Genomic DNA, 23,709 nt, shown 5'->3' with positions numbered 1-23,709 from the left:
CGTCAGACTCCTTTGCGCACGAGGATGCCCAGGCTCTTGAGCTGCGCGATGGCAGCCTGCTTTTCCGAGGCGGTGATGGCGGCGGGCCACACCAGGGCGTGATCGGCGACGATGGCGTGGCGGGCCAGCATCAGGCCGTCCTCGCGGTCGATGAGCGTGGCGTCTACGTCTTGCATCAGCACGCCGGCGGCCACCTGACTGCCATCGGTGGCCGATGGGTCGAGTCTCTTGGCCTTACCGGTGGCGGTGACCAAGCCCACGACCGCACCCAGGGGCAAGTTCTGGCCTGCGCCGACCGTGACCTGGTCGCGGGAATAGAGATTGGGCGCTTCGTACTTCAGAAGATCGCCGAGATTCAGTCCTTCGGTGATGGCGGGCATGTCACTTCTCCTTGCCAGCGCGGGCGCGGGCCGCCTGCACCAGGGGGTTGTCGTGGAGGGATGGAGGATTCGGCTTGGCCGCATCCGGCGCGATGTGGCTGTTGATCTCCTGCCCGCTGGCGCGGACAGCCAGCAGCTGGCTGCGCACCAGGGCGGGTGGCGTGCGTGCGGCGAGGTAAGCGGCGATACGCTCGGGGCGGCCCGCCAGCGCGCACAGTTCGGCGATCTCCTGTGCGTCCTCGATGCTCATCGGCGCATGCGCGCCAGCAGCGCGATCAGGATCAGCACCAAGCCCAGGGTCAGCAAGGGTTCCGGGTTCATTCATGACATGCTCCAGTCGTGGTGGGTGAAGGTGTCCCGGCGTCGTGCTGGCACGTGTCGCTGGGGTTGAAAGTGCCGCTGTCAAATCGGCCAGCAGGTCGTCGAAGGTACCGACGGCATCGGCCAGCCCTGCCGCAACGGCGTCCTGTCCGAAGAACACGCCGGCTTCGGTGGCACGCACCGCGTCCGTGCTCAGGCCGCGATGGCGGGCCACGGTGTCGACGAACAGGCCGTAGATCCGATCCACCTCGCGCTTGAGCAAGGCATGGGCTTCGTCCGAGATCGGCTCGTGCGGGTTGAGGTCGTTCTTGCGTGCGCCGGCGAACACGGTCGTGTACCGGATGCCGTCCTGGGCATCGCGCACTGACTGATCCGCGTGCATGGCGATGACGCCAATCGAGCCAACGCCTGCGGTGCGGGTGACCATGAGGCGGCTGGCGGCCGAGCCGATGGCGTAGGCCGCCGAGTAGGCCATGTCGTTGGCCAGCGCCCAGACTGGCTTGATCTGCGCAGCCGCACGCACGCGGTCGGCCAGGTCGAACACGCCACCGGACTCGCCGCCGGGTGAGTCGATATCGAGCACGATGGCCGCGACCGCTGGGTCGGCGATGACCGCATCCAGCTGCGCGGCGATGTCCTGGTAGCTGGTCAGTCCCGAAGCGGCTTCCAGCCCGCCAGTGCGCCTCACCAACGTGCCGTGGATCGGCAAGACGGCGATGCCCGCTTTGGCGGCAGGCGGGCTGCGCAGAGCGGGTGGCGGTAGCGGCGCTCCTCTATCCGCCAAACCGATGCGCGGCCCCAGCACGGCCAGGATGACCTCAAGTTTCGGGCGATGGATCAGCAGCGGCGCGCCAAACAGACGCGCCGCCAGATGCGGCAACGGGATCATGCGGTTTTTTTCAGGCGGCCGGCGCAGGGCTATCGGCGGCCTGTGCGTTGGGCTCGGCGCTGCCGCCGCCCTTGGTCGTGCGGCGCGGATCGGAGTCGAAGATCAGGCCGAGGTCATCGGCACGCTGGTTGTCGGCGGCGATCTCGCGGTCGACATCCTCGGCGTCGTAGCCAAAGGCCGAGATCGCCTCCGACCGGGACATCAGGCCGGCACGAATCGCCAGCAGCATCGCCTTGAACTCTTTCTCGGGGTCGACCCACTGCCAGCCTTGGGGAATCCATTTGCAGGCCAGGTACTCTCGCCGACGCCGGGCGTAGCCGGGTGCCGTGAGGCTGCCGGCCAGCACGGCCTGATCGAGCCAGGCGTTCCACACCGGGCGACACAGCTGGTGCACCAGCACGCCGTGTTGGATCGCCTCGGTGCGGCGGCGGAATTCCAGCATCCCGGCACGGATGGAGGAGTAGTTCACGCCGGAGAGGTCTCCGGTCAATTGCTCGTAGGTCACGCCGATGGCAGCGGCAACCGCGCGAAACTGCGCGCGCAGGAATTCGCCGTAGCTGCCGCCCACGTCGGCCGGATCGGAGAACTTCACGTCCTCGCCCGGCTCCAGAATCTGCAAGGTTCCAGGCTCCATCCCCGCCAGCGCGATGCCGGCATCGTTGGCCACGCCTTCGCCCATCAGGTTGTCCTCGGGAGCAAGCCGCGTGATGAAGCCGGCGAACATCGCCGCGGTCTTCTTGCGCACGAGCTCGGCGTCGTCGTACTGGTCCAGCTCGTTGAGCTTGACCAGCGCGCGCGCGAGCCACGGCTCGCCGCGGATCTGGCCAGGGCGCAGCACCCGGTAGAGGTGCATGATCTCGGATGCCGGAACTCGCACCGTCTCCTGCCCGCCCTGGCCCGACATGGGAGCAAGCCGCCCATCTTCGGGGTGGGAGCGATACAGGTGGTAGGCCACGCGCCGCCCCAGGCTGTCGAACTCGATGCCGGCGCGCACGACGTTGCCCGAGGGCAGTTCCGTGTTGAGATGCAGCGGCAGATGCTCGGCTTCGAGCAGCTGCAATTGCAGCGGCACGATCAGGCCGTCCTCAGGACGCCGCCAGCGCAGGCGAATCAGGCACTCGCCCCCCTCGAGCATGGCCCGGCAGGCGAGCGCCTGCAGGCCGTAGAAGTCGGTCTGCCCGGTGGTGTCGGCCACCTCCGTCCAGTCGCGCCACAGCGCCTGCACGTCGGCGCGGAAAGCTTCGTCCTGCGCCATCGATTGCGGCTTGATGCCGGTGCCGACCGCGTTGGCGACGAACGCCTCGATACCGGCATTGGCCCAGGCGTTGCGCCGCACCAAGTCGCGGCTCTTGGTGCGCAGTTCGGCGCTCGTGGCCAGCATCGCCGCCACCGCGCCGGGGTTGCCGGGCATCCATGCCAGGGATCGACGGCCACGCCCAGCGGCCTCGTGCACCGGCGGCCCGCCGAACAGACTGCGGATCTTCGCGTACCAGGCCATCAGAACCCCTTGCTCGTGGTGATGCGGATCTGCCGCGGCGCGCCGGGCCACAGTCCCGTGGCAGCCGCCTGCTCGAACAGGTCGCGCTTGACCTGGCGAATCGCGGCCTGCAGTTCCTCAATCGAGCGGTACTCGACGGTCTTGTCGCCGAAGGTCACGCGTTTTTCGCCTTTGGCCAGCGCCGCTTCCAAGGCTTCGAGGTGGGCTTGGGTGTAGGCCATCAGCGGTAGACCACGAGGTTGATTTCGGTGGAGTCGGCAAAGGACCCGGCAGGGGTCGCGCAAGCGATGTCGACGTGCTGCGGGGTTTTTTGGTCGGAAGTGGCGCGCACGATGGCGATGCGCTGCGTGCCGCTGTCACTGCTGCTGCGCACCAGCGCCGTCCAGCCGTAGTTGGCATCCGGCATCGGTGTGGCAAAGCTCACGCGGTAGCGGCCGGCTGCGGTGCGGGTCACCGCGGCGACGTTGTGCGCGGCGCGCACGACGATCTGGTTGCCGGCCCAACCGAAGCACACCCAGGCCCGGGCCAGCCCCGGATGGCCGGCATCGATCTTGGTACGGACCTCGATCCCGATGCGGCTGGCCAAGGCGGCGATGCGCGCGGCCAGGCTCATCAGAGCAGCGCCCCTTCGAACACGGCGACGAAGTCGGCGTCGGTGTCGCCCACATCGCTGGCGGCCACCGCGCCGATGTTGCTGCGCGCCTGCGCGGCTTCGGCCGCGGTCAGCGTCTGCGCCGCATCGAAGCGCACCCGGTGGTTCACCGCCGCCAGCAAGGCATCGAGGCCGCTGGTGCCGTTTTGCAGCAGCTGCTGGATCTCCAGCAGGGTGTCGTAGGCGGCATCGGCCCCGCCCAGGATCTCGGCTTTGAGCGCATCGAGCAGCGTGACGATCTTGCTCGACGAATAGGTGCTGGTGGTGGCGACCTGGCTGTCGTCGATCGCGCCCGATGCCAGCACCGCGGCCTTGAGCTCGTTGATGGCCGCCACCAGGCTGGATTTGTCGGTGGTGGTGAGGTTGGCGAGATTCCCGGCCTTGGCGCGGACGTCGTTGAACTCCTGCGCGACGCGGATGACCAGGCTTTCGAGGCGGGTGGCCAGACTCATGGGTTCTCCTTGCGGCGTCAGATCGGCCAGCGGGAATCAGCGCAGCCAAGGGCTGCGGATCACACGCCGGCCGGTGTTTCGGGTTGCAGCAACAGCGAGGCCACCCCGATGGGTAGCCTCGTTGATGGATTCGGTGGTTGTTTCAAGGGCTGGCAGACTGTCCAGCCCCAGTTGCCGCTCCAACTCGCGCCAGTGGCGCTCCTCGAAGCGGTCCAGCCCGGCGGCACTGGCCGCGGCGCGTGCGTAGACGTAGCAGTCCAAGGCTTCGTTGCGCTCGCGCATCTTCTGCCACTCGCGCACCGGGTAACCGTTGCGGTCTCTCCGGGTGATCAGTTGCTCGGCGCAGAGCTGCTGGATGAACTCGGCGTCGATCTTGGGCAGGTGGACGTATCCGGCCGGATAGACCGGGGTCGAGCCGTCCTCGCCAACATCGGCGCTCTTCCTCAGGTTGTTGTAGAGCTCCAGCTTGGCCAGCCCTACCGCCACCGAATACACCTTGATGCCCCGGCGCAGCTTCTTGCCGGCGAGCGAGACGTCCACCGCGGCGGGCGTGCCGATGAGCGCCGCTCCGCGCGACACCCCCTTGACCGCCATCACGCGTGCGTCGCGGCAGGCGCGCACGAAGGCATAGGCCTCCTGGGTCGCAAAGCCGGTATCCAGCGCGAAGCGGGCCAGCGGCATCGCCGCGCCCGAGGCGTGGGTCCAGGTCTCGGCGACCAGCTCGGCCAGGCGCTGCCACACCGCATCGCGGGCCGTGTCACCCATCAGCACCCGGTGCTCGACGAGCCAGGCCTCCTTGCCGCGCCCGAAGGCCCAGATCGAGGCCTCGATGCGGTCCTTCTGCACGTCGGCGCCGCCCACCAGCAGCAGGCCGCCCGTCGGCACCGTGCCGATGCGGTAATCCTCGCGCTGTTCCAGCAGGCGCTGCCAGTCGGGTGCCTCGCCTTCCTCGACCCAGGTCTCACCCAGCTCGGTGTTCTTGAAGGTCTTGATCGCGGCGCTCGACCCGGTTTCCTTGCTCACGGCGGCTTCCCATGCGGCGGCAATCTCGCGCCATGAGCGCCAGCCCACCGGGCTGTACAGCGACGACAGGTGAAAGCCCGCCGTCTTGCCCTGCGCCGTTGCGCGCCACTGGCCGTGCTCGAGCATCCAGGTCTTGTGGTGCTCGGCAATGGGCGCCTCGCAGGATTCGCAGACGTAGGCCGCCGTCTCCGGACGGCCCTTCTCCCAGCGCAGCCGATCGAAACGCAACCATTGCCGGTGGCCGCAGTGCGGACAGGGCACGAAGTAGCGGCGCTGGTCGCTGGCCTCGTACTCGCGTTCGATGGCCGAGGCCCCCGCAATCGTCGGGGTCGAGACGATGAAGATCTTGCGCCGGGCAAAGGTGCGGGTGCGGGCTTCCGCCAGCGAAATCGCATCGCCTTCACCCTCGACATCGAGCGGATAGCCGTCCACCTCGTCGAGGAACAGGTAGCGCACCGGCATCGAGCGCAGGCCCACCGCGCTGTTGGCGCCGGTCATCACCAGCACGCCGCCGCGAAACTCCTTGGCGAGGATCGTGTTGCCCGAATCCCGGCTCCTCGCCGGGGCGATGAGTTCGGAGAGCACCGGCGACTCCTCGATCAGCGGGTCGATGCGCTGCTTGGAGGCGCGCTTGGCCATCTCCACCGTGGGCCATACCGCCATCATCGGCCCGGGTGCGTGGTGGATCACGTAGCCGATCCAGTTGCTGCCCATTTCGGTGGCGCCCAGCTGCGCGCCCTTCATGAACACCACCCGCTCGATGGGCGAGGTGGGCGACAGGCAATCCATGATCTCGCGCAAGTAAGGCGTGCGGCTCGTGCGCCAGCGCCCCGGCTCGCTCGAGGCCTTGCTGGACAGCACCCGGTGGCGGTCGGCCCACTCGGAGACCGTCAGCGGCGGATCGGGGGTGAGTCCTTCGCGCCAGGCGCGCTCGATCGCGTCGGCGCCGTCGTATGGCTTGTCCATGCACAGCACATATACGCTCGCATCCCTTCGCCCAGGTCAATCCGTGCGTTACCATTCTTCCGGGCGACGGGCGGAGAGGTGTATATGCAATCCTCGTCGTGTTCATAGCACGAAGATGTGCAGGTGAGATTCCTGTCGTCGCCCACATCTTCAGTCAATCCGAGGGCGAACCTCGCCCAATTCCTGCAGGTGCTCGCGCACGGCCGCATCGAGCGCCACGTGCAGCGCGTGGGGCTCGACGCCAAGCCACGCCGCCATCTGTGCCGAGATGCGCGCCGGCCAGTTCAGCCACGCGTCGCGCTCGCTGCGCGCGAGCTTGAACACATGCGCTACCGCCTGCGCGCGGTCGACGAGCTCGCCCTTGCGCTGCGCCAGCTCGACCTTGTGGAGCTGGGCCTTGAGCACCTCGTTGACGGTGCGTGCCTGCAGCAGCGACGTGCCGCCGCTGGGCAACGGCGGGGGGACGGGGTCGGGGATCTCGCGCTCGGGCCGGGTCTGCGGCTTCTTGGTATCGAACTTCTGCGGTTCAGGCGCTCGCCGGGGCTGCACGGTGTTGCGCGCCCACTGCGCGTCGGCCGTCTCGGGGTCGATCGTGCCGTCGGCAAGCGTCGTGATGCGCCCGGTGTCGATGGCCTTCTTCACGGCCACGTGCGACACGCCCCGGTGGCGCGCGTAGGCGCGAATGGAAAGACCCATCGTCACCTTCTTCAATCATTTGTTCGTCATTCCTGAAGATCGAGCTTGGCTTTCCTCGGGAACAGCGCGTTCATCACGGCACGCCAACCACCATCGAAAGGACCCCCGATGAACGCCAACACTCTCGATACCCTGGCCACGAAGCTGGCCGAAGCGGCGCTGACCATCCTGGTGCGCAGCTGCCGCACCGAGGTGGCGGCCGCCAGCCGCGACGACCTGGAGGCCGCCTGCGCGGCGATGCGCGCCAAGGCCAGGCCGGTCATCGACCAGTTGCTCGACGACGCCCGCGCCGCCCCCTGGATCGGCGAGATGGCGTTCCATGCCGCGGCCTTGGAGCTCGCGCACGCCGGCATCGCGGTGCTGCGCAAGGCCTGACTCACCGCGTCAAGCCAAGCAGAAAGCGCTTGGCTTCACTGCCGAACAGCGCGTTCATTCCATCGCGCCAACCAACCTTGAAAGGAACCCACCATGCGCCCCATCGACGCCCTCCTGACCCAGATCGCCCAGCAGCATCTCGGCATCGAGACCTTGCAAACCCGCCACTCGGACAGCCTGGATTTCCACGACCTGGCGGTGTGGAACATCCGCGCCGCGCTGGAAGCGGCCTTCAACGCGGGACTCGAACAAGGTCGCCGTGCCAAGTCGCCGGAGGAGGCCAACCGCTGATTGCGAAAGGCCCATGCCAAGCCGAAACGCTTGGCTTGGGCCCCGAACAGCGCGTTCATCCCGTCACCCGATCCACCCCTGCGAAGGAGCAAGCCCATGACCACCATCGCCCTGACCCCGACCCAGCACGCCATCCTGGCCTACGCCATCGCGCACAGCGGCGGCAAGATCGACTGGTTCCCCGAGCACATCAAAGGCGGCGCCCGCCAGAAGGTGCTGGAAGGCCTTGCCAACCGTGCCCTGATCGCCCCCGCGGGGGCCGACTGGTTGGTCGCCGCCGAGGGCTACGACGCCTTGGGGCTCCCGCGCCCCGGCGTAAATAAGATTCGCGTCGGTCGATTCGAAGCTTGTCTCGATCGGATCATCGCCAACGCGGAGCAGGCAACCGCCGCGAGCGATCCCGAGTTGGAGGCCGCCATCACCGCGGCGGAGGCCACGTGGACGCAGGCCAAGGACGATGCGCCGCGTCGCACCCGCGCCGACAGCAAGCAGGCGCAGGTGATCGCGATGCTGCGGCGTCCTGAGGGCGCCACGATCCACCAGATCATGGAGGCGACCGGCTGGCAGGCGCACACCGTGCGCGGCACCCTGGCCGGGGCGCTGAAGAAGAAGCTGGGCTTGACGATCGTCTCCGACAAACCCCAGGGCGGCGAGCGCGTCTACCGGCTCGCGTGAGTTGCAACGAGGCAGCGCCTCCCGTATGGCGAGATGCCGCAGCCGACGGCTTCGTGATTCACTGCGTGAGCGTCGAGGCGTCTGTGGCCGCCCGGTGGCAAGGCTCCTTTTTGGACCATTACGGACTACAATGATCCATCGCAAAGGAGGTTCGTATGGCCGTCAATGTCAAACTGCCTGAAGCCTTGGTCGAGACCGCCAAGCGTTACGGCGCCATCGAACATCGCTCGGTGCCCAAGCAGATCGAATACTGGTCGCAGATCGGCAAGATCGCCGCAGAGAACCCCGACCTGCCCTTTTCCGTCATTCGCGACATTCTGATCGCCGACCAGGAAGAGGCTGCTGGCGAGTACCGGTTCGGCTGATGCGCCTGCTCGTCACCCCGACCTTCGAGCGCGCCGTCAAGAAACTGCACAAGCAGCAGAAGGCGACACTCGACGAGGCGGTGCGTACCATCGCCAGTCAGCCCGAAGCGGGCGAAGCCAAAGTCGGCGACCTGGCCGGCGTGCGGGTTTACAAGTTCCGCATGGGCAGTCTGCTGTGCCTGCTGGCCTACCGAGTCCTCGACGAGAACACGCTCAAGCTGCTGATGGTCGGTCCGCACGAGAATTTCTATCGCGACCTCAAACGCATCGAACCCTGACCCGCCAGATCATTGAACGGGACTGCATCGACTTGCCGGCAGGCGTCCTGGCCGGTGAAGTCCTGCCAGCGGCGCACGATCACATCCACGTACTTCGGGTCGAGCTCGATCAGCCGCGCGATGCGGCCGGACTTTTCCGCGGCGATCAGCGTCGTGCCCGAGCCGCCGAAGGGGTCGAGCACGACATTCCCCGGGCGGCTGGAGTTGCGGATCGCCCGCTCGACCAACTCCACCGGCTTCATGGTCGGGTGCAGGTCGTTCTTCTGCGGCTTCTTGATCTGCCACACATCGCCCTGGTCGCGGTCGCCGCACCAGTGGCGCTGCGCGCCTTCAGGCCAGCCGTAGAGGATCGGCTCGTACTGGCGCTGGTAGTCGGAGCGGCCCAGCGTGAAGGTGTGCTTGGCCCAGATGATGAAGGTGGACCAGTGGCCGCCGGCAGCCCGGAAGGCCGATTGCAGCACGTCCAGCTCGCTGGAGGACATGGCCACGTAGATCGCGCCGCGGCAGTGGGCGATGGTGGGCCTCAAGGCCGCCAGCAGGAAGTCGTGAAAGCCATCTCCCAGGTTGTCGTTGAGGATCGCGCGGTCCTTGCCGCGCAGCTTGTCTTTCGCTGAGTTCGCGTAGTTGACGTTGTATGGCGGATCGGTGAACACCATGTCCGCCACCGCGCCTTGCATCAGCCGCTCAAAGCTCTCGGCCACGGTCGAGTCGCCGCACAGCAGCCGGTGCGGGCCCATGATCCAGACATCGCCGGGGCGTGAGATGGGCGTCTCGCCGACCTCGGGCACCGCGTCCTCGTCGGTCTGGCCTTCGAGCTCCGGCTCGTCGCCCGCGAGCAGTTCGGCCAGCGCGTCGGCGTCGAAGCCGGTTAGGTCCAGATCGAAGCCCTCGGCCTGCAGGTCTTGCAGCTCGATGCGCAGCAGTTGCTCGTCCCAGCCGGCGTTCTCCGCGATGCGGTTGTCGGCGATCACCAGCGCCCGGCGCTGGGTGGGCGTCAGATGGTCGAGCACGACCACCGGCACCCGCTCCAGCCCGAGCTTGCGGGCGGCCGCGAGCCGCCCGTGCCCGGCGACGATCACCCCGTCGCTGCCTACCAGGATCGGGTTGGTGAAGCCGAACTCCGCGTTGCTGGCGGCGATCTGCGCCACCTGCTCCTCGGAGTGGGTGCGGGCGTTGCGGACGTAGGGCAGCAACTTGGCGGTCGGCCACTGCTCGATCCGCTCGGCCAGCCACGACGCGCTCATTTTCTGTACAATGTTTCTGTCCAATTCTGGAGTCCCGGCCATGACCATCGAAACCACTTACAGCCAGGCGCGTGAGCAGCTCAAGGCGCTGATGGACCGCGCCGTGGACGATCGCGAGGTCATCGTCGTGCGTCGTCGCTCAGGGGGCGCCGTGGCGATGATCGCGGCCGACGAACTCGAGGGCCTGCTGGAGACAGCGCATCTGCTGCGTTCCTCGAAGAACGCCGAACGCTTATTGACGGCCCTCACTCGAGCGCGCACGACCCATTTGAAACCCACGACGCCAGCCAAGCTCAAAAAGGACCTCGGCCTTGAAGCGTGAGGCTGCGCGGCTTGCCGTCTGCCATCCGGAGTTTCTCGAAGACCTGCGCCATTGGGTCGAGACCGACCGGCGCACCGCCAAGCGGTTGCTCGATCTGGTCGAGGCGGTGCTGCGTGATCCGTTCGATGGCATCGGCAAACCCGAGCCGCTGAAATATCTCGGCCCCGATGTCTGGTCGCGGCGCATTACCCAGGAGCATCGCTGCGTCTATCTGGTCAAGGCCGATCGCATCGAGTTTCTGCAGGGGCGCTACCACTACTGACGGCGCGCTCGGCCGCCACCTCCTCGAAGGATTGGCCGGTGGCGGCCAGCGTCACCGGCACCTCCGGATGGTTCTGCCGGAAGCGCTCGATGGCCACGTCCACGTACTCCGGCGCGATCTCCACGCTGCGGCAGATCCGGCCGGTGCGCTCGGCGGCCAGCATGGTCGTGCCGCTGCCGCCGAAGGGTTCGAACACGAGGTCGCCCGCATCGGTGTAAGCCTCGATGACGAACTGCGGCAGCGCCACCGGGAACACCGCCGGGTGGTCGATCCCCTGGCCGATCCTGCCCTTGTGGCGCATCAGGCGAATCACCGAGTCGGGGATGCGGGTGTCCTGGGTGGGCTGGCCGGCATGGGTCCAGCCGCCCACTTCGCCGTCTTTGCCGCGCATCGCCGTCGATGATCCATCGGCGCGCAGGTGGGTCTCTTGCCCGGCGAACTTGCACGGCACGATCTTGTTCGGTTTGCGGCTTTCTCGGTTGAAGTGAAAGACGAACTCGAAGGCAGGCGCCAGCCGCCCCTGCCAGTCGCCGGGCATCCCCGGACCTTGATCCCAGACGTACCAGGCGAAGCGCCGCCAGCCTTGCTGGCGCATCCAGGCCATCCACCCGTCCCAGTACGGGATCACTTCGTTGTCGCGGTGGATCAGGCCCAGGTTCACCAGCACCTGGCCGTCGTCTGCCATCGGCAGATGGGCAAAGACGCCGCGCATCAGGCCGTCCCAATCGGCAATGCCGCCGGTGGTGTAGTCGCGCTGGTTGCCGTAGGGCGGCGAGGTGAAGCACAAGGCAGCCGTTTCGCCCTGCATCAGCGCGGCCACCACGCTCCGGTCGGTGGCATCGCCGCAGATGAGGCGGTGCTGGCCGAGCACCCAGAGGTCGCCGGTGCGGGCAACCGGCATGGACGGGGCATCGGGCACGTCGTCGGCGGTGTCCGTCTCCTCGGTCGTGGGTTCCTGCGCGGCATCGACTGCCGCCTCGGCGAGCATCGCTTCGATCTCGGATCCGTCGAACCCGGTGAGCGCCAGGTCGTAGCCGGCCTCGGCGAGTTCGGCCAGTTCCAGCGCGAGCAGCTCCTCATCCCAGCCGGCATCCAGCGCCAGGCGGTTGTCCGCCAGAACGAGGGCGCGCTTTTGCGCCGGCGTGAGGTGCGCGAGTTCGATCACCGGCACCTGCTCGAGCCCGAGCCGGCGCGCCGCGGCCAAGCGCCCATGCCCGGCGATGATGCCGTTTGCGCCATCGACCAGGATCGGGTTGGTGAAGCCGAACTCGGCGATGGAAGCGGCGATCTTGGCGATCTGCGCATCGCTATGCGTGCGCGGGTTGCGCGCGTAGGGGATCAACGCCTCGACCTTGCGGTACTCGACGGTAAGCGTGTTCAAGGGAGAAATCCAAAAGCAAACCCGCCGGGCGTTGCCGCCGGGCGGGTCATGTGAGTTCGGGTTCGGGTGGAGCGGTCACCGTTCTGCGGGGTGGTAACCGGGGCCGGTAACCTGGCCGGGTGGTAACCTGCTTGGCGCCCTGACGCTAGGGCGATGCCGCGCTCGCGCCCCCCGCATGGGATTTTGGACAGGAAGGACCCGTCGCTGCTCGGGCGGCTTCGTCAGGCGTCACCGCTGTCCAGAAGTTAGCCGAAATCCTACCCCCGAAACGGCGGATCTGTTGCAGCGGCCAAAGCCGCGTTTGCCCGCGGGCGTGCGCGGATGCACGATCTCACCCGCCAAATCATCCCAAAACACGCGGACGGGAAGCGTTTGGCGAGGACGTGCGGTCGCGCTTGGCTACCAGGCGCAGCGCGTCGTACTGGCGCATCATGCGCGCGTCGATGAAGCCCAGGCGATGCAGGTCACGCGCCGTCTCATGAACGGCTTCGAGGATCCGGTCGTTGCGCTTCTTCATGGCCATTCGAGGCGCCTACTTGGCCGATGTCAGCCGCCGAACTGGGCGCCGATGTCCCGTGCGCCGTGCAGGACGCGCACGATGCTCACTTCATCGTCGGACGCACAGAAGAAGATCACGTAGTTGCCGTGGGCGCAGGATCGAATGCCCTCGCCGAGCTCGGGGCGGAGCCGGTACGCCTGGGGCGCCCCGGCGATCTTCCTGCACTGCATGCGAAGTTCTGCCATGAAGCTGACGGCTCGGCCCGGGTTGTCCTGGGCGATGTAGTCGCCGATTTCCTCGATGTCGCTTGCGGCCAGCGGGGTGATGACGAGCCGGGTCATGTCGTCCGGCGCTTGCCCTGATCCCGATACTTTGCTTCCAGACGATCAAACACCTCTTCGGCCGGCTGCCCCGGGCCACTGGATCGACCGGCTGTGATGGCCGCGCGCAGCTCTTCCAGCTGCAGGGCGTGGCGCTGGGCTTGCTCTTCCAGCAATCGCAGGCCTGCGCGAACCACCTCGCTGGCGTTGTTGTAGCGACCGGAGGCGACCTGCTCCTTGATGAAGGCCTCGAAATGGGGGCTGAGGGCGACGCTCGTCGGCATGGGAATGGTTCCTAACGCTCAGCATCAGCGGCGGCACGCAGCGCCGTCCGCCGCATGCTGTTGTTATGCATCAATCCGGTGCGGTCCACTGCGGATTCCACACAACCTCCCACAGATGGCCGTCCGGGTCCTGAAAGTAGCCGGCGTAGCCACCCCAGAAAGTGTCCGCGGCTGGCTTCACAACGACAGCGCCCGCGCAACGTGCCTGGTTCATCACAACGTCTACTTCGGACTTTGAGTTCACGTTGTGCCCCAACGTGAACTCCGTTGGACTCGCCGTGCCTACGGAAAGACCGGAATCATGCGCGATGCTCTTGCGCGGCCACAACGCCAGCCGTAAGCCCGCTTGGAGGTCGATGAACACCACGGCTCCATACTCAAACTCCTTGCCGATGATGCCTTCCGTTGCGAGCCCGAGGCCGTCCCGGTAGAAGCGCAGCGACCTCTCAAGGTCATCAACACCGATGGTGATTACAGTGATCCTTGGCTTCACGCGGTGATTCCTCTCGAGCCATAACTGTTATTAATTGTTAATAACTGTTATTGGACCCATGCAGCCCCATCTTGTCAAGCGAACGGCCGGGCGGGCGGTTCGCTCACCCCGCTGCGCATCGAAGGGCCGGCGTCTTGCCGCTTGCCGTTGAGTGCCTCAGCCACGATCGAGAGCGCCCGCTGCCAGCGCCGCCAGGCCGTGGTGCGGTCGCAGCCGAAGCGCGCGCAGATGTCGCGCCAGCGGTGGCGCTCGGCGCGCATCCACACGAGGTGCCGCTCCTCCTCCTGCAGCCACTGCACCCAGCGCATGGCCTCGAGCATCCGCTCGATGGCCTCTGGCGCGGGCGGGAAGCGCCGGATCACCGGCTCGGCACCGAGCGTCTCCCACGGCAGGCGCCGGATCGCGGGCCAGGTGTTGAAGTAGCCCTGCACGCGCACGGGTGGCAGGCGGTGCGCGGTGATGGCCGCCTCGCGGAAGCGCTCGGCCACCTGCTCGACGGTCCACTCAGCCATGGCGCACCTCCCGGGTTGCATTGGGTGATCCGTACAGCCGCTCGCCGATGCGGCGTATCAGTTCGCGCTCCGTCCAGTCCAGCCGGGCATCGTCCAGACCAACGACGAGCACGCGCTGCTCGCGCCAGCCCTGGCGCTTGACGGCTTCCACGTCCATCGGCTCGGGCTGCAGCCGAGCGAGCGGGCAGCGGTAGCGAGGGGTCGGGATGTGCATCTCAACCCTCCTGCGCCGCGTCGTGGCGCTCGATGGCCCAGTGCAGCAAGGCCAGCGCATCGGCCTCGTTGTCGTCGGCGGGGGTATGACCGCGGGCGCGGGCGGCAGCCAGCATCGCGTCCTTGCGCGCGTTGCCACGGCCCGTGGCGTGCTTCTTGATCGTGCCCACCGGCACGCCCGCATAGGGGATGCCGTGGTGCTCGCACCAGGCCGTGAGCGTGGCGAGGAAGCCGCCGTAGGCGTGGGCGGCGTCGACACCGGCGTGTCGCCGCACCTCCTCGAAGTACAAAAACTGAATTTCAGAAACCGATTGCTGAATTTCAGCAATCCAGCGCTTAAAGCGCAGGAAGCGCATGCCGCCGCCTTCGAAGCGCTGCGGCCGAAAGCAGACGGCGCCGCTGGTGATGTGGCCGGAGCCGTCGCGCAGCGCCCAGCCGGTGGTCGTGCCCAGGTCCAGGGCCAGGATCGTGGTGTGCATGGTGTCAGTCCTCGTTCGGTGGGGACTGACGCATCCGACGCACGATATCGATTGCTCCCGTGACGCGCGCGCACGCGCACGCGCGTAGAGACTTACGATGGGCAGCGTCAGATGCGTCAGTCCTGTCGGTGGTCATGGGGGGTCAGTCGTCGGCATAGGGGGTGTAGGCGGGCTGCATCGGGTGCTTGAGGCCCACGCCACGAAAGCCCCGGATGCCGGAGGCGTTGCGCCATTTCTCGACGCCGCGGGTGATCAAAAGGTCGGAGAAACGACGCTGTGAGCCGACGAACTCGCCCGCGGCCTCCGCCCACTGCTTCCAGTCGTTGAAGAGTTCAGCGGTCAGCGACTTGGCATTGGCCTCGCGCACGCAACGCTCCTCCAGCCAGCGCCCCAGCGCGTCCTCGGCCTCGAAGTACTCCTCGGTGGCCGCGACCACCTGCAGCGGCGGATCGAGCCGGCCCAGGCGCTGCCAGGCCAGACACCCCTCGATCGCCCAGGCCAGGATCCCGTCGCGCTCGGCCAGCAATTTCTGCTGCAGATGTTTGTCGCGCCGCTCGGGCGGCACGGTGATCGTGAAAGGGATCAGGTGCAGCCGCCGCTTCATCGCCTCGTCGATGTTGCGGATGGCGGGTTTGTGGTTGCCGACGACGACCGGCTTGAACTGCGGGAAGAACTCGAAGAAGTCCTGACGCATGAAGCGTGCGGAGATCTTGTCGCCGCCGGTAATGGCCTTGACCTTGGACTCGTTCCAGCGCCGGCCCTGCTCCGTCTCGATGGCCGTGACGAAGCGTGCGCCGCGCAAGCCCGCGAGATCGGTCGGATGTCGGTCGCCACGCGTCTCGACGAAGGTGTCCATCGGCGCATTGGCCGCATAGTCGCCCAGGATGGTGGCGATGGTGTTTACGAACACCGATTTACCGTTCGCGCCGGTGCCGTACAGGAAGAACAGGGCGTGCTCCTGCGTCGAGCCAGTCAGGCAATAGCCCACCATCCGCTGCAGGTAAGCCTGCAGATCCACATCACCGCCCGTGACTTCGTCGATGAACTGCCGCCAGATCGGGCAGTCGCCGCCGGGCGTGGCCGTGGTGATCTTGGTCATCCGGTCGGCGCGGTCGTGCGGGCGCATCCGGCCGGTCTTGAGATCGACCACGCCGCCCGGGGTGTTGAGCAGCCAGGGGTCGGCGTCCCATTCATCGGTGGTGGCCGCGTGCCTGCGGTCGGCACGCGCCAGGCGCTCCACACCGCCCACCGTTCCCGCGCTGGCCAATCTGGCAGCGACTTTGGGATTGTCGGCGCGCACTGCCGTCTGGCGGCAAACACCGCGGATCAGGTCCGTCGCCGCCAGCGTGTCCTCGTTGCGCCAGCGCCGCCCATCCCACACCAGCCAGCGGCCCCAGGCGGCCACGTAGCGCCAGTCGCGGTGGTAGCGCCGGGTGAAGGCCAGCGCCAGGGCATCCTCGGTGCCCCAGACCGATTCATCCGCACCGATCACCGGCTCGCCGGGGTCCTCGATGTCATGCACCTGCACACGCGGGCCGTGGGCGAGGAAAGCGGCCACGTCGAAGCCTTCGGCCGCGGCGTCGGCCGCATCCCATCCGTCCGCGGCTTCCTCGGGCGGATAGAGGATGTGGCAGGACTTGGCGCCGGCGGCGAGTGCGGCCTGCGCGGCGGCCATCGCATAGTCCCAGCCCGGCTTGTCGCGGTCGGGCCAGATCAGTACAGCCTTGTCTTTGAGCGGCGACCAGTCGGTCTTGTCCACCGGGGCGTTGGCGCCGTGCATCGCGGTGGTGGCGCACACGCCGGCGTCGATCAGCGCTTGCGCGCACTTCTCGCCCTCGACCAGCACCACCTGCGCAGCGCGGGTCATCCCCGGCTGGTTGTACAGCGGGCGCGGCTCGGGCGGCGTCATCTTGCGCCGCTTGGCGTCCCAGGGCCGGAACTCCTTCTTGCGCCCGGGTGGGTCGTAGCGGTAGACGACGGCGATGAGCCGCCCCTGCGCGTCGAGGTAGTCCCACTTGGCGGTGGCGGGGCCCAGATCGTCGGTCGGGATTTCCTTCTTGCGGCACTTGCGTACCGCTGCGGTGGGGACGCGGCCGACGAGGTCTTCGGCCAGATCGAGGATGCGGGCAAAGTCGCGCTCGGCGTCGAGGCCGTGATGGGCGGCGATGAGGTCGAAGACGTCGCCGCCCTCGCCGGTGGCCCGGTCGGTCCACAAGCCCGCCTTCTCGCCTGCGAGCACCACTTCCAGGCTGTCGCCGGGGCTACCCAGCACGTCGCCGATGAGGAACTTGCCGCGGCGCGTCCGACCGGCGGGGAACAGGGTGGACAGCACCGATTCCAACCGCGAGAGCAGCGCGGCGCGCAGGGCTTCGCGGCGATCGGACGCCGGGATCTCGGGCGCGGGCGCGGTGTCATTGAAGTCCAACATCCGCCGCCTCCTTCAGTGCTGCGTCGGCCGGGCGCAGGGCCTGGCGCTCCTCCATCCACGCGATCAGTTCGGAAAGCTTGAAGCGCAGCAGCTTGCCGACCCGGTAGTGCGGCAGGCCGAGACGTCGGCGCTCCTTGGCATGGGTGAGCCAGTACAGCGGCAGGTTCAGCGCAAGCGCCGTCTCGCGTGCATCGATCAGGCGCTCTCCGAGCACCTGCGTCAGCGGTGTGTCGTTCATGTCGCAGCCCTCCAGCACCGGTCCTGCCAAGGGCACATCCGGCATTCGACGTGGGTGGGGTCGGCGAAGCCGCGCGGCAGCAACTCGCCCGCCTCGAGCGCGGTGATCACCTTCACCGCCCGATCCGACATGCGCTGCGCCAACGCCGCATCGAACGGCACCCGCTCGGCGTAGAGCTCCATCGTGTCCGCGTTGACCGCGGTGAACAGCGCCTGGTGTTCGTGCAGGCCCAGATAAGCCTGGTAGACGGCCACCTGCGCTGCGTAGATGGGCTTGGCCACGACCAGGCAGTGCTTTTCGAGCTCGCGCCAGGACTTCGCGCTCAAGCACTTGTTCTCCCACAGCGCGGGGTAGCCAACGCCCGGGCCGAGATCGGGTCCGGCGACGAGGATTCCGTCGACATGGCCCTGCAGGCGTCCGTCCAGGGCCGAGAAACCGAAGGGCTCGCCGGCGTCGTCGCGCGTGCGCAGGTCGAAGCCTGCGGCGCGCAGCCAGGCGGCCATGCAGTCCTCAGAGACGCGCCCACGCTCGAACACGCGCAGCAGACGGCCGTCGGTCTCGCGGCCCGGATCGACCGGCGCGTCGGCGAGCTCGTACTGCAGCTGCCGCTCGCACGCGGCCCCCAGGCGTGAGGCGCCGAGGTAAGTGCGGCGCGGCTGCATGGCCTCATCGATCCGCGCCGTGAGCTGACCCGAGAAGCTCCTGGAGGCGTTGAAGTCCATCATCGCCGCGCCTCCTTCCGTGGCGCTTTGGAGGCCGACTCCGGCTCCTCCCACGGCAGGTCGTCTTCCAGATCCGCGAAGGGGTCGGACACGGAGTCTTTGAGTCCCCGCACCGGTGGGTACTTGCTCGCCTCGTGGTGCGCGACCATCGCCTCGGTGTAGCCGGTGACGATGGCGTCGATGACCTGCAGCGCCTCGGCCTCGGAATACGCGCCGAGGGGCTTGTCGAAGCCGATGGCCTCGGCGGCCGCGCCGAAGTCCTTGAGGCAAGCCCACATCGCGGCCCGTTCGACGTCAGACGGATCGATCATGGCAACCTCCGTCTTGTCGATGTAACCCTCCTGCACGCGCCGCCACTGGCCGTAGAGGGCGTGAAACGCCTGCTGGCAGCGCCGTGAGCAGAACACCCAGTCCATCGGATAACGCCGGGCGTCGCCCACCGGATGCCGAAGGTCCGCGTGGCCGTAGCCGCGCGCCTGTCGTTTGCAAATCCAGCATTTCATTCACGCCGCGGCCTCCTCTCACTGCGCCCAGGCCGGCTTGCCCGGCACGGCGGGACGTTGCAGGGCGACCGGGGCGGGCATCGCATGGGGCGGAACCACCGCCGCCGGCGCACCGGAGGAGCCGTCGCCCGGGGTCTTGGGCGGCAGGCCCATGAGCCGGGCGTAGTCCGGGTGGTCGGGCTCGACGGCGCTCTTGATGACGTTCTTCAGTTCCCCGCGGCCGTCCTTCTCGATGTCGATGCGGGCCGCAAACTCGATGCCGTCGAGCTCATGGAAGCCCTGGATGCGCCGCGCGGCGGCCGCCTGCGGGCCGTTGTCCTGGGGGTGGACGTGGCGGGCGCTGTTGAGGATCGCACGAAGCTGCGCCCCATCTGGCCCCAGGCCGGGCCCTTCGGGGAATGCAGGCCGATGTTGCTCCAGAGCTTGCGCCGGGCGTACTCGCCCTCCAGCACCACGAACTCGGCGGCCAGATACACCGAGCCGGACTCAAAGCTCCGCGTGGCCCAGCCGCCCGTCCAGCCCTGCGCCGGGTCATCGAAGCCCCCGGGCTTGAGGGTCATGCGTACCTTGGCGAGCGTGCCCTTGGGGATGAGGTCGAAGCTTTGCTGCTGCTGCGCGTCGTTGAAATCGTTCCAAGCGGTCATGGATCACTCCTTGAAGGCGGTGGGGGATGGCGGGATTCGGGTGGCGGCGGCGCACTTGGCGATGAGCGCGGCCAGGTTCGGCGGCTCCAGCAGTTCGAGCTGGCCGCTTCGGTCCTTGGAGGGAACGCCGTAGGGGTTGACGGTGTGGCAGACGAAGGCGCGGTAGATTGATCCGTCCTCGGCCTTGATCTCGGCCAAGGTGATGACTTCGTCGACGATGCCGGGGAGTTCCGCGGCGGTCTTGGCGCCCTCGATCTGCGGCACGAAGACCCGGCGGTTGAAGTCGTCCTGCCGCTCGTCGAGGATGGCCACGAACACCACGTGCTTGCCGCGCGCGTGTTGCAGGTGGGTCAGCGCGCCGATGAGCTCGGCGCCGAGCAGCCTATAGGCGCCGCGGGTGTCGGGCTTGCCGGTGCGCTCGCTGTACGCTTGCGGCTGGGTCTTGGCCCAGACGAGCGCGAGCCGCGCGAGCACCGTGATGCTGTCGACGAAGTAGGTGTCGTACTTGGCCAGTTGGCTGGGATCGCCGTACCGGTCGCAAACCGCGCGGTAGTGCGCCTCGGAGTACGGAGCGTCCGCAGGCAGCGCCGGGTTCGGGCCGGCGAGGAACACCACCAGGTCCCGGAACTCCGGCCAGGTGGTCGGGCGCACGCAGTCGCCGCGCCAGTCCTTGACGGCCAGATCCCCCGGCTTCCAGGTCGACGAACAGGGTCGAGGCTTCGGACAGCGTCTTGAGTTGGCTGGTCTTGCCGATGCCGCTCTTGCCCAGCAGCACGAGCTTCACACCCTGCTTCTCGGCGAGGCGCTGATCGGCGGTGATGATGGGAAGCGCCATCACGCCACCTCCTTCAGCTGCTTGGCGACAGGGGTCGGAATTGAATTCCGAGCCTTTTCCTTCGGTTCGGTGCGCATGGATCACTCCTCCGGGACGAGGGTCAGCCGGAACGTCGGCTTACCGGGCTTGACGCTGCGCGCCGGCTCGAACTGCGCGCGCAGCGCCGCGGGCCAGGCGTTGAAGCGGGACTCGGACACCGAGTACTCGACGTCGAGGTAGTCCTCGACGCGCTCGCCGGCGGCGGCGATGCGCCGGGCCATCTCCGATAGTCGCGCCTGGTCCCAGGCCACGCGCTTGGGGAGATCGACGGTCACGCGCAGCGGCCCCTCGTTCAGATGCACGACGCCGAAGTCCTTGCCGGCTTGTAGGCGTGCGGCGCGGGCCTGCTCGCCGTAGGCGGCCTCCAGCGCAGCGTCGAACTTGGCGCGGGCTTGCTTGAGCCAGGCGAGCGCTTCGTCCAGGTGGCGGCTGATCTCGGCCTTCTGCTCGGGCGGCAAGGCCGCGAGCTGGCCGATGGACATCGCCGCGATGTCGGCGGGGTAGAGAGTCAAATCGCTCATCGCACCCTCCTTTTCAGCGCACCGCGCGCTCGGAGGTCGAGTCGTGCAGGGCGCTGCGCTCGAACTCGATGACCGACTCCAGCGGATAGCTCACGCGCTTGGACAGCTTCAGGTAGCGCGGGCCACGTCCTTCGCTGCGCCAGCGCTGCAGCGTCTTGGGCTCAGCCCCCAGCGCTGCGCGAGCTCGTTCTCGTTGAGGACCCGGCGGTCGCCGGGATTCAGGCCGTTGATCGCCTCGAGTGGCGACCGGGAAATGGTGCTTGCCGATGTCGGCATGGAAGCCTCCTATGACGCTGTTGAGGAACAGGTGTCATTGCAGGCTTCGGGTGGCGAACTTAGGAGGGACGCAATGGCGAACCCGCGAGGAACTTCGGGTTCGCCAATCCGCGTGCAGCCATGCCAAAACGGCGAGCACGCGGCTCGCCGTTCTTGGGGACAGGGGGGATGATCGGCAGCCGATTACCGTGCTGCTGGCGTAAAACCCAGCATCTTGCGCTGCTCGGCCCAATCGCGGGGCAGCAGCTCATGCCGCCCGCGCAGTGTTTGCAGATTCAGATGCCGCGGCTGGCGCCCGTCCAGGATGGCCTCGACGATGTCGGGGGCCAGCAGGGTCAAGCGCAGCACCTCGGCCACCCAGCCGGGCTCCAGCTTCAGAGCAAGGGCCAGGTCGGTCGCCGTGGCATAGCGCCCCTCCTCGAGCAGCCGCTTCCAGTAGAAGGCCTTGCCCAGCGTCTTGATCATCGGCGCATCCAGCCCGCCCACCGATTGCGCGTTGGTCCCGGGCGTGGGCGGGATCAGGAGCTTGCGGTTGTGCCGCCGCTTGATCGTCAGCGGCACCACGGTCACCCGCTGGCTGCCGCTGACGTAGCTGCGGGGATCGGCGCCGACTTCGACGCGGATCACGCGGCGGCGGGAGTTCGGCACGGGATCGGAAGGCACCTGGGTCATGCCAAGACCTCCTCGGCACTCGCGCGGCACTCCTCGACCAAGGGATGCGCGCCGATCTCGGGCCCCAGTCCCAGCCAGCCGTCCTCGCGCCAGAGGATGTCGAGCCCGTGCTCATGCAGTTGCACCCGCTCGATCAGCAGCCGCGCGATGCGTTGCTGCTCGGCCGGGAACAACTGCGCCCACACCTCCCCGATGCGGCGCATCGCCACCACCACCTGCGCTTCGTCGAGGGCGGCACCCGCCGGGTGGCGCTGGCACGCCCGCCAGGTGCCGATCAGCACTTCCGGTGCCGACAGTGCTGCGTGGATCTGCGCGAGGACCGCGTTTTCGATCTCGGCGGCGGGCAGATGACCGACGTCCACAGCGCCCGGCGCCAGGCTCGCGCCTGCGTTGCGGCGCTTGTGCAGATAGGGGACGTAGTAGCGATAGAGGCGTCCGCTCTTCTTCTTGACGAAGGTGTGCAGCATGCGCTGCCCGTCGGGCGCGAACAGCAGCCCTGCCAGCAGCGCCGGATGCTTGGCCCGGTGCTCGCGCGGGGCCTGTTTGCGGCGCTCGATGAACGCGTGCGCGGCGTCCCATAGATCTTGGGGCACGATGGCGTCGTGCTGGCCGGGATACCAGGTGCCGTGGTTGCGGATCTCACCCAGGTAGATCCGGTTGCGCAACAAGGCGAAGATGTATTGCTGGTCGATCGGCCGACCCGTGCGCTGGCGTCCGCCCTGGGTCACCCAGGCCTTGGTCCTGTGGCCTTCGATGGCCAGTTCCCGCACCAGCCGCGCCGCCGAGCCATGCTCGGCATAGCGCCGGAAGATGTCGCGCACCAGGGCGGCTTCGCGTTCGTTGACGACGAGCTTGCGCTCGATGACGTCATAGCCCAGCGGCGGCATGCCGCCCATCCACATGCCCTTCGCCTTGGAGGCGGCGATCTTGTCGCGGATGCGCTCGCCGGTGACCTCGCGCTCGAACTGCGCGAAGGACAGCAGGATGTTGAGCGTGAGCCGCCCCATCGAGGTGGTGGTGTTGAACTGCTGCGTGACCGCCACGAAAGAGACACCGTTGCGGTCGAACACCTCCACCAGTTTGGCGAAGTCGGCCAGGCTGCGCGTGAGCCGGTCGATCTTGTAGACGACCACGATGTCGATCCTGCCGGCCTCGATGTCGGCCAGCAGGCGCTTGAGCGCCGGGCGGTCGAGGTTGCCGCCGGAGTAGCCGCCGTCGTCATACCCGTCTTCGACGGCGATCCAGCCCTCGTGGCGTTGGCTGGCGATGTAGGCCAGCCCGGCGTCGCGTTGGGCCTCCAGGCTGTTGTATTCCTGGTCCAGTCCTTCGTCGCTGGACTTGCGCGTGTAGACCGCGCAGCGTCGTTTCGGCATCACGGGATGGGGGGCCTGGATGGACGAGGTGGGCACGGGCCGTGGCGATCTCATGCCATCTCCTTCTGGCCATCCTTGGCCTTCAAGCCGAAGAACGCGGGCCCCGACCACGGCGTGCCGGTGATGTGGCGGGCAATCGCCGTCAGGCTCTTGAACCGCTGCCCTTGGTACTCGAAATCGTTGGATCCGCGCACCAGCACCCGGTGCTCGACGTCGTCGAAGATGCGCGTGAGCACCGTGCCCGGCAGCAGCCGGCTCGCCTCGCGGCGCAGCCCGCGCGGCAGCAGGCCTGTTTCACCGATCTGCTCGAGCTTGCGACGCGTCGCGGGCTTCAAGCCGCCGAAGGCGCGCTCCTGGATCCTGTAGGCGAGCCGGCTCTCCAGCCAGGTGCGATGGTGGTGCTTCGGGCGCTCATCGAAATACTCGTCCCACAACGCCCAGAGGTCTTCCATGGACAAATCGGGTTGTCGCCTCCCCCAGTTTAGTGCCACGGATTACTAGAGGTCTCGGGGTGGTGGTGAAGTCGGTATTCGACGGGCGTGAGATCGCGTAGTGACTCGTGCGGGATCTCGTGGTTGTAGTCGTGCA

Annotated in this window: 32 protein-coding genes and 3 pseudogenes; 7 read left to right on the top strand and 28 right to left on the bottom strand. The window is 67.6% G+C overall.

Annotated features, from left to right (window positions below; all coding sequences use genetic code 11):
- Positions 1–2: 2 nt before the first annotated feature.
- The 8 genes from ABSH63_RS13745 to ABSH63_RS13710 form a co-directional block, all read right to left on the bottom strand.
- A complete protein-coding gene (locus ABSH63_RS13745) occupies positions 3–380 on the bottom strand; it encodes a head decoration protein (RefSeq protein WP_147654017.1) in 378 nt (125 codons plus the stop codon).
- A 1-nt stretch (position 381) separates the two neighbouring features.
- Positions 382–1,590, bottom strand: coding sequence for a S49 family peptidase (locus tag ABSH63_RS13740; protein ID WP_352890443.1), 1,209 nt, complete (start codon positions 1,588–1,590; stop codon positions 382–384).
- A 10-nt stretch (positions 1,591–1,600) separates the two neighbouring features.
- Positions 1,601–3,088, bottom strand: coding sequence for a phage portal protein (locus ABSH63_RS13735; protein WP_352890442.1), 1,488 nt, complete (start codon positions 3,086–3,088; stop codon positions 1,601–1,603).
- Positions 3,088–3,309, bottom strand: coding sequence for a phage head-tail joining protein (locus ABSH63_RS13730; protein ID WP_352890441.1), 222 nt, complete (start codon positions 3,307–3,309; stop codon positions 3,088–3,090). Before ABSH63_RS13730 ends, ABSH63_RS13735 begins: the two co-directional genes overlap by 1 nt.
- Positions 3,309–3,701 (bottom strand): hypothetical protein, encoded by a 393-nt coding sequence (locus ABSH63_RS13725; protein ID WP_352890440.1) that lies wholly within the window; start codon positions 3,699–3,701, stop codon positions 3,309–3,311. The genes ABSH63_RS13730 and ABSH63_RS13725 overlap by 1 nt, the downstream gene beginning before the upstream one ends.
- Complete coding sequence (locus tag ABSH63_RS13720; protein ID WP_352890439.1) at positions 3,701–4,192, bottom strand: hypothetical protein; 492 nt, start codon at positions 4,190–4,192, stop codon at positions 3,701–3,703. Before ABSH63_RS13720 ends, ABSH63_RS13725 begins: the two co-directional genes overlap by 1 nt.
- Before the next feature lie 36 nt (positions 4,193–4,228).
- The gene (locus ABSH63_RS13715) at positions 4,229–6,181 is read right to left on the bottom strand and encodes a phage terminase large subunit family protein (protein WP_352890438.1); all 1,953 of its coding nucleotides are present in this window, start codon (positions 6,179–6,181) and stop codon (positions 4,229–4,231) included.
- A 150-nt stretch (positions 6,182–6,331) separates the two neighbouring features.
- Entirely contained in the window at positions 6,332–6,877 is a 546-nt protein-coding gene (locus tag ABSH63_RS13710) for an elements of external origin (RefSeq protein WP_352890463.1), read from the bottom strand.
- 108 nt (positions 6,878–6,985) lie between these two features.
- Between ABSH63_RS13710 and ABSH63_RS13705 the strand changes: the two genes are divergently transcribed.
- The 5 genes from ABSH63_RS13705 (at position 6,986) to ABSH63_RS13685 (ending at position 8,861) form a co-directional block, all read left to right on the top strand.
- Positions 6,986–7,252 (top strand): hypothetical protein, encoded by a 267-nt coding sequence (locus ABSH63_RS13705; RefSeq protein WP_352890437.1) that lies wholly within the window; start codon positions 6,986–6,988, stop codon positions 7,250–7,252.
- A 93-nt stretch (positions 7,253–7,345) separates the two neighbouring features.
- Positions 7,346–7,543, top strand: coding sequence for a DUF6900 domain-containing protein (locus ABSH63_RS13700; RefSeq protein ID WP_352890436.1), 198 nt, complete (start codon positions 7,346–7,348; stop codon positions 7,541–7,543).
- Between the two features lie 96 nt (positions 7,544–7,639).
- A complete protein-coding gene (locus tag ABSH63_RS13695) occupies positions 7,640–8,218 on the top strand; it encodes a DUF3489 domain-containing protein (RefSeq protein ID WP_352890435.1) in 579 nt (192 codons plus the stop codon).
- Between the two features lie 155 nt (positions 8,219–8,373).
- On the top strand, positions 8,374–8,583 hold the full coding sequence (locus tag ABSH63_RS13690) for a TA system antitoxin ParD family protein (protein ID WP_352890434.1): 210 nt from the start codon (positions 8,374–8,376) through the stop codon (positions 8,581–8,583).
- Positions 8,583–8,861, top strand: coding sequence for a type II toxin-antitoxin system RelE/ParE family toxin (locus ABSH63_RS13685; RefSeq protein WP_352890433.1), 279 nt, complete (start codon positions 8,583–8,585; stop codon positions 8,859–8,861). The genes ABSH63_RS13690 and ABSH63_RS13685 overlap by 1 nt, the downstream gene beginning before the upstream one ends.
- On the opposite strand, the gene ABSH63_RS13680 is transcribed toward ABSH63_RS13685, so the two are convergent.
- A complete protein-coding gene (locus ABSH63_RS13680) occupies positions 8,831–10,105 on the bottom strand; it encodes a site-specific DNA-methyltransferase (protein WP_352890462.1) in 1,275 nt (424 codons plus the stop codon). The genes ABSH63_RS13685 and ABSH63_RS13680 overlap by 31 nt on opposite strands.
- 40 nt (positions 10,106–10,145) lie before the next feature.
- Between ABSH63_RS13680 and ABSH63_RS13675 the strand changes: the two genes are divergently transcribed.
- Positions 10,146–10,427, top strand: a complete 282-nt coding sequence (locus ABSH63_RS13675) for a type II toxin-antitoxin system Phd/YefM family antitoxin (RefSeq protein WP_352890432.1) — start codon at positions 10,146–10,148, stop codon at positions 10,425–10,427.
- On the top strand, positions 10,417–10,689 hold the full coding sequence (locus ABSH63_RS13670; protein WP_131111600.1) for a Txe/YoeB family addiction module toxin: 273 nt from the start codon (positions 10,417–10,419) through the stop codon (positions 10,687–10,689). Before ABSH63_RS13675 ends, ABSH63_RS13670 begins: the two co-directional genes overlap by 11 nt.
- Here ABSH63_RS13670 and ABSH63_RS13665 read toward each other — a convergent pair.
- The 19 genes and pseudogenes from ABSH63_RS13665 to ABSH63_RS13580 form a co-directional block, all read right to left on the bottom strand.
- Complete coding sequence (locus ABSH63_RS13665) at positions 10,643–12,070, bottom strand: site-specific DNA-methyltransferase (protein ID WP_352890431.1); 1,428 nt, start codon at positions 12,068–12,070, stop codon at positions 10,643–10,645. The two genes, ABSH63_RS13670 and ABSH63_RS13665, sit on opposite strands and share 47 nt — an antisense overlap.
- Positions 12,071–12,413: 343 nt before the next feature.
- The gene (locus ABSH63_RS13660; protein WP_352890430.1) at positions 12,414–12,593 is read right to left on the bottom strand and encodes a hypothetical protein; all 180 of its coding nucleotides are present in this window, start codon (positions 12,591–12,593) and stop codon (positions 12,414–12,416) included.
- Positions 12,594–12,616: 23 nt separating this feature from the next.
- Positions 12,617–12,910: a type II toxin-antitoxin system RelE/ParE family toxin gene (locus ABSH63_RS13655; RefSeq protein WP_352890429.1), complete on the bottom strand. Its 294-nt coding sequence runs from the start codon at positions 12,908–12,910 to the stop codon at positions 12,617–12,619.
- The gene (locus ABSH63_RS13650) at positions 12,907–13,173 is read right to left on the bottom strand and encodes a type II toxin-antitoxin system ParD family antitoxin (protein ID WP_352890428.1); all 267 of its coding nucleotides are present in this window, start codon (positions 13,171–13,173) and stop codon (positions 12,907–12,909) included. The genes ABSH63_RS13655 and ABSH63_RS13650 overlap by 4 nt, the downstream gene beginning before the upstream one ends.
- A 70-nt stretch (positions 13,174–13,243) precedes the next feature.
- A complete protein-coding gene (locus ABSH63_RS13645) occupies positions 13,244–13,666 on the bottom strand; it encodes a VOC family protein (protein ID WP_352890427.1) in 423 nt (140 codons plus the stop codon).
- Between the two features lie 74 nt (positions 13,667–13,740).
- Entirely contained in the window at positions 13,741–14,178 is a 438-nt protein-coding gene (locus tag ABSH63_RS13640) for a DUF6362 family protein (protein ID WP_352890426.1), read from the bottom strand.
- Positions 14,171–14,392: a hypothetical protein gene (locus tag ABSH63_RS13635; protein WP_352890425.1), complete on the bottom strand. Its 222-nt coding sequence runs from the start codon at positions 14,390–14,392 to the stop codon at positions 14,171–14,173. The genes ABSH63_RS13640 and ABSH63_RS13635 overlap by 8 nt, the downstream gene beginning before the upstream one ends.
- 1 nt (position 14,393) lies before the next feature.
- Positions 14,394–14,870: a crossover junction endodeoxyribonuclease RuvC gene (locus ABSH63_RS13630; protein WP_352890424.1), complete on the bottom strand. Its 477-nt coding sequence runs from the start codon at positions 14,868–14,870 to the stop codon at positions 14,394–14,396.
- Positions 14,871–15,012: 142 nt separating this feature from the next.
- Positions 15,013–17,298: a phage/plasmid primase, P4 family gene (locus ABSH63_RS13625; protein WP_352890423.1), complete on the bottom strand. Its 2,286-nt coding sequence runs from the start codon at positions 17,296–17,298 to the stop codon at positions 15,013–15,015.
- Positions 17,282–17,536, bottom strand: coding sequence for a DNA-binding protein (locus ABSH63_RS13620; RefSeq protein WP_352890422.1), 255 nt, complete (start codon positions 17,534–17,536; stop codon positions 17,282–17,284). Before ABSH63_RS13620 ends, ABSH63_RS13625 begins: the two co-directional genes overlap by 17 nt.
- A complete protein-coding gene (locus tag ABSH63_RS13615; protein WP_352890421.1) occupies positions 17,533–18,261 on the bottom strand; it encodes a hypothetical protein in 729 nt (242 codons plus the stop codon). Before ABSH63_RS13615 ends, ABSH63_RS13620 begins: the two co-directional genes overlap by 4 nt.
- Positions 18,258–18,761: a DUF6511 domain-containing protein gene (locus ABSH63_RS13610; RefSeq protein WP_352890420.1), complete on the bottom strand. Its 504-nt coding sequence runs from the start codon at positions 18,759–18,761 to the stop codon at positions 18,258–18,260. Before ABSH63_RS13610 ends, ABSH63_RS13615 begins: the two co-directional genes overlap by 4 nt.
- Before the next feature lie 18 nt (positions 18,762–18,779).
- Positions 18,780–19,405, bottom strand: a pseudogene (locus ABSH63_RS13605) (hypothetical protein).
- 3 nt (positions 19,406–19,408) lie between these two features.
- Positions 19,409–20,240, bottom strand: a pseudogene (locus ABSH63_RS13600) (ATP-binding protein).
- An 80-nt stretch (positions 20,241–20,320) separates the two neighbouring features.
- Positions 20,321–20,800, bottom strand: a complete 480-nt coding sequence (locus tag ABSH63_RS13595; RefSeq protein ID WP_352890419.1) for a hypothetical protein — start codon at positions 20,798–20,800, stop codon at positions 20,321–20,323.
- Between the two features lie 13 nt (positions 20,801–20,813).
- Positions 20,814–21,076: pseudogene (locus ABSH63_RS15780) on the bottom strand (helix-turn-helix transcriptional regulator).
- Positions 21,077–21,259: 183 nt separating this feature from the next.
- Positions 21,260–21,748, bottom strand: coding sequence for a hypothetical protein (locus ABSH63_RS13590; protein ID WP_352890418.1), 489 nt, complete (start codon positions 21,746–21,748; stop codon positions 21,260–21,262).
- On the bottom strand, positions 21,745–23,121 hold the full coding sequence (locus tag ABSH63_RS13585) for a recombinase family protein (RefSeq protein WP_434223276.1): 1,377 nt from the start codon (positions 23,119–23,121) through the stop codon (positions 21,745–21,747). Before ABSH63_RS13585 ends, ABSH63_RS13590 begins: the two co-directional genes overlap by 4 nt.
- A gap of 50 nt (positions 23,122–23,171) precedes the next feature.
- On the bottom strand, positions 23,172–23,573 hold the full coding sequence (locus ABSH63_RS13580) for a DUF2924 domain-containing protein (protein ID WP_352890416.1): 402 nt from the start codon (positions 23,571–23,573) through the stop codon (positions 23,172–23,174).
- Between the last annotated feature and the right edge of the window lie 136 nt (positions 23,574–23,709).

Origin of the sequence: Sinimarinibacterium thermocellulolyticum (assembly GCF_040327995.1) — a bacterium.
In the GTDB taxonomy this organism is placed as follows: domain Bacteria; phylum Pseudomonadota; class Gammaproteobacteria; order Nevskiales; family Nevskiaceae; genus Solimonas; species Solimonas thermocellulolyticum.
This window is presented reverse-complemented; position numbering and strand designations above follow the sequence as displayed.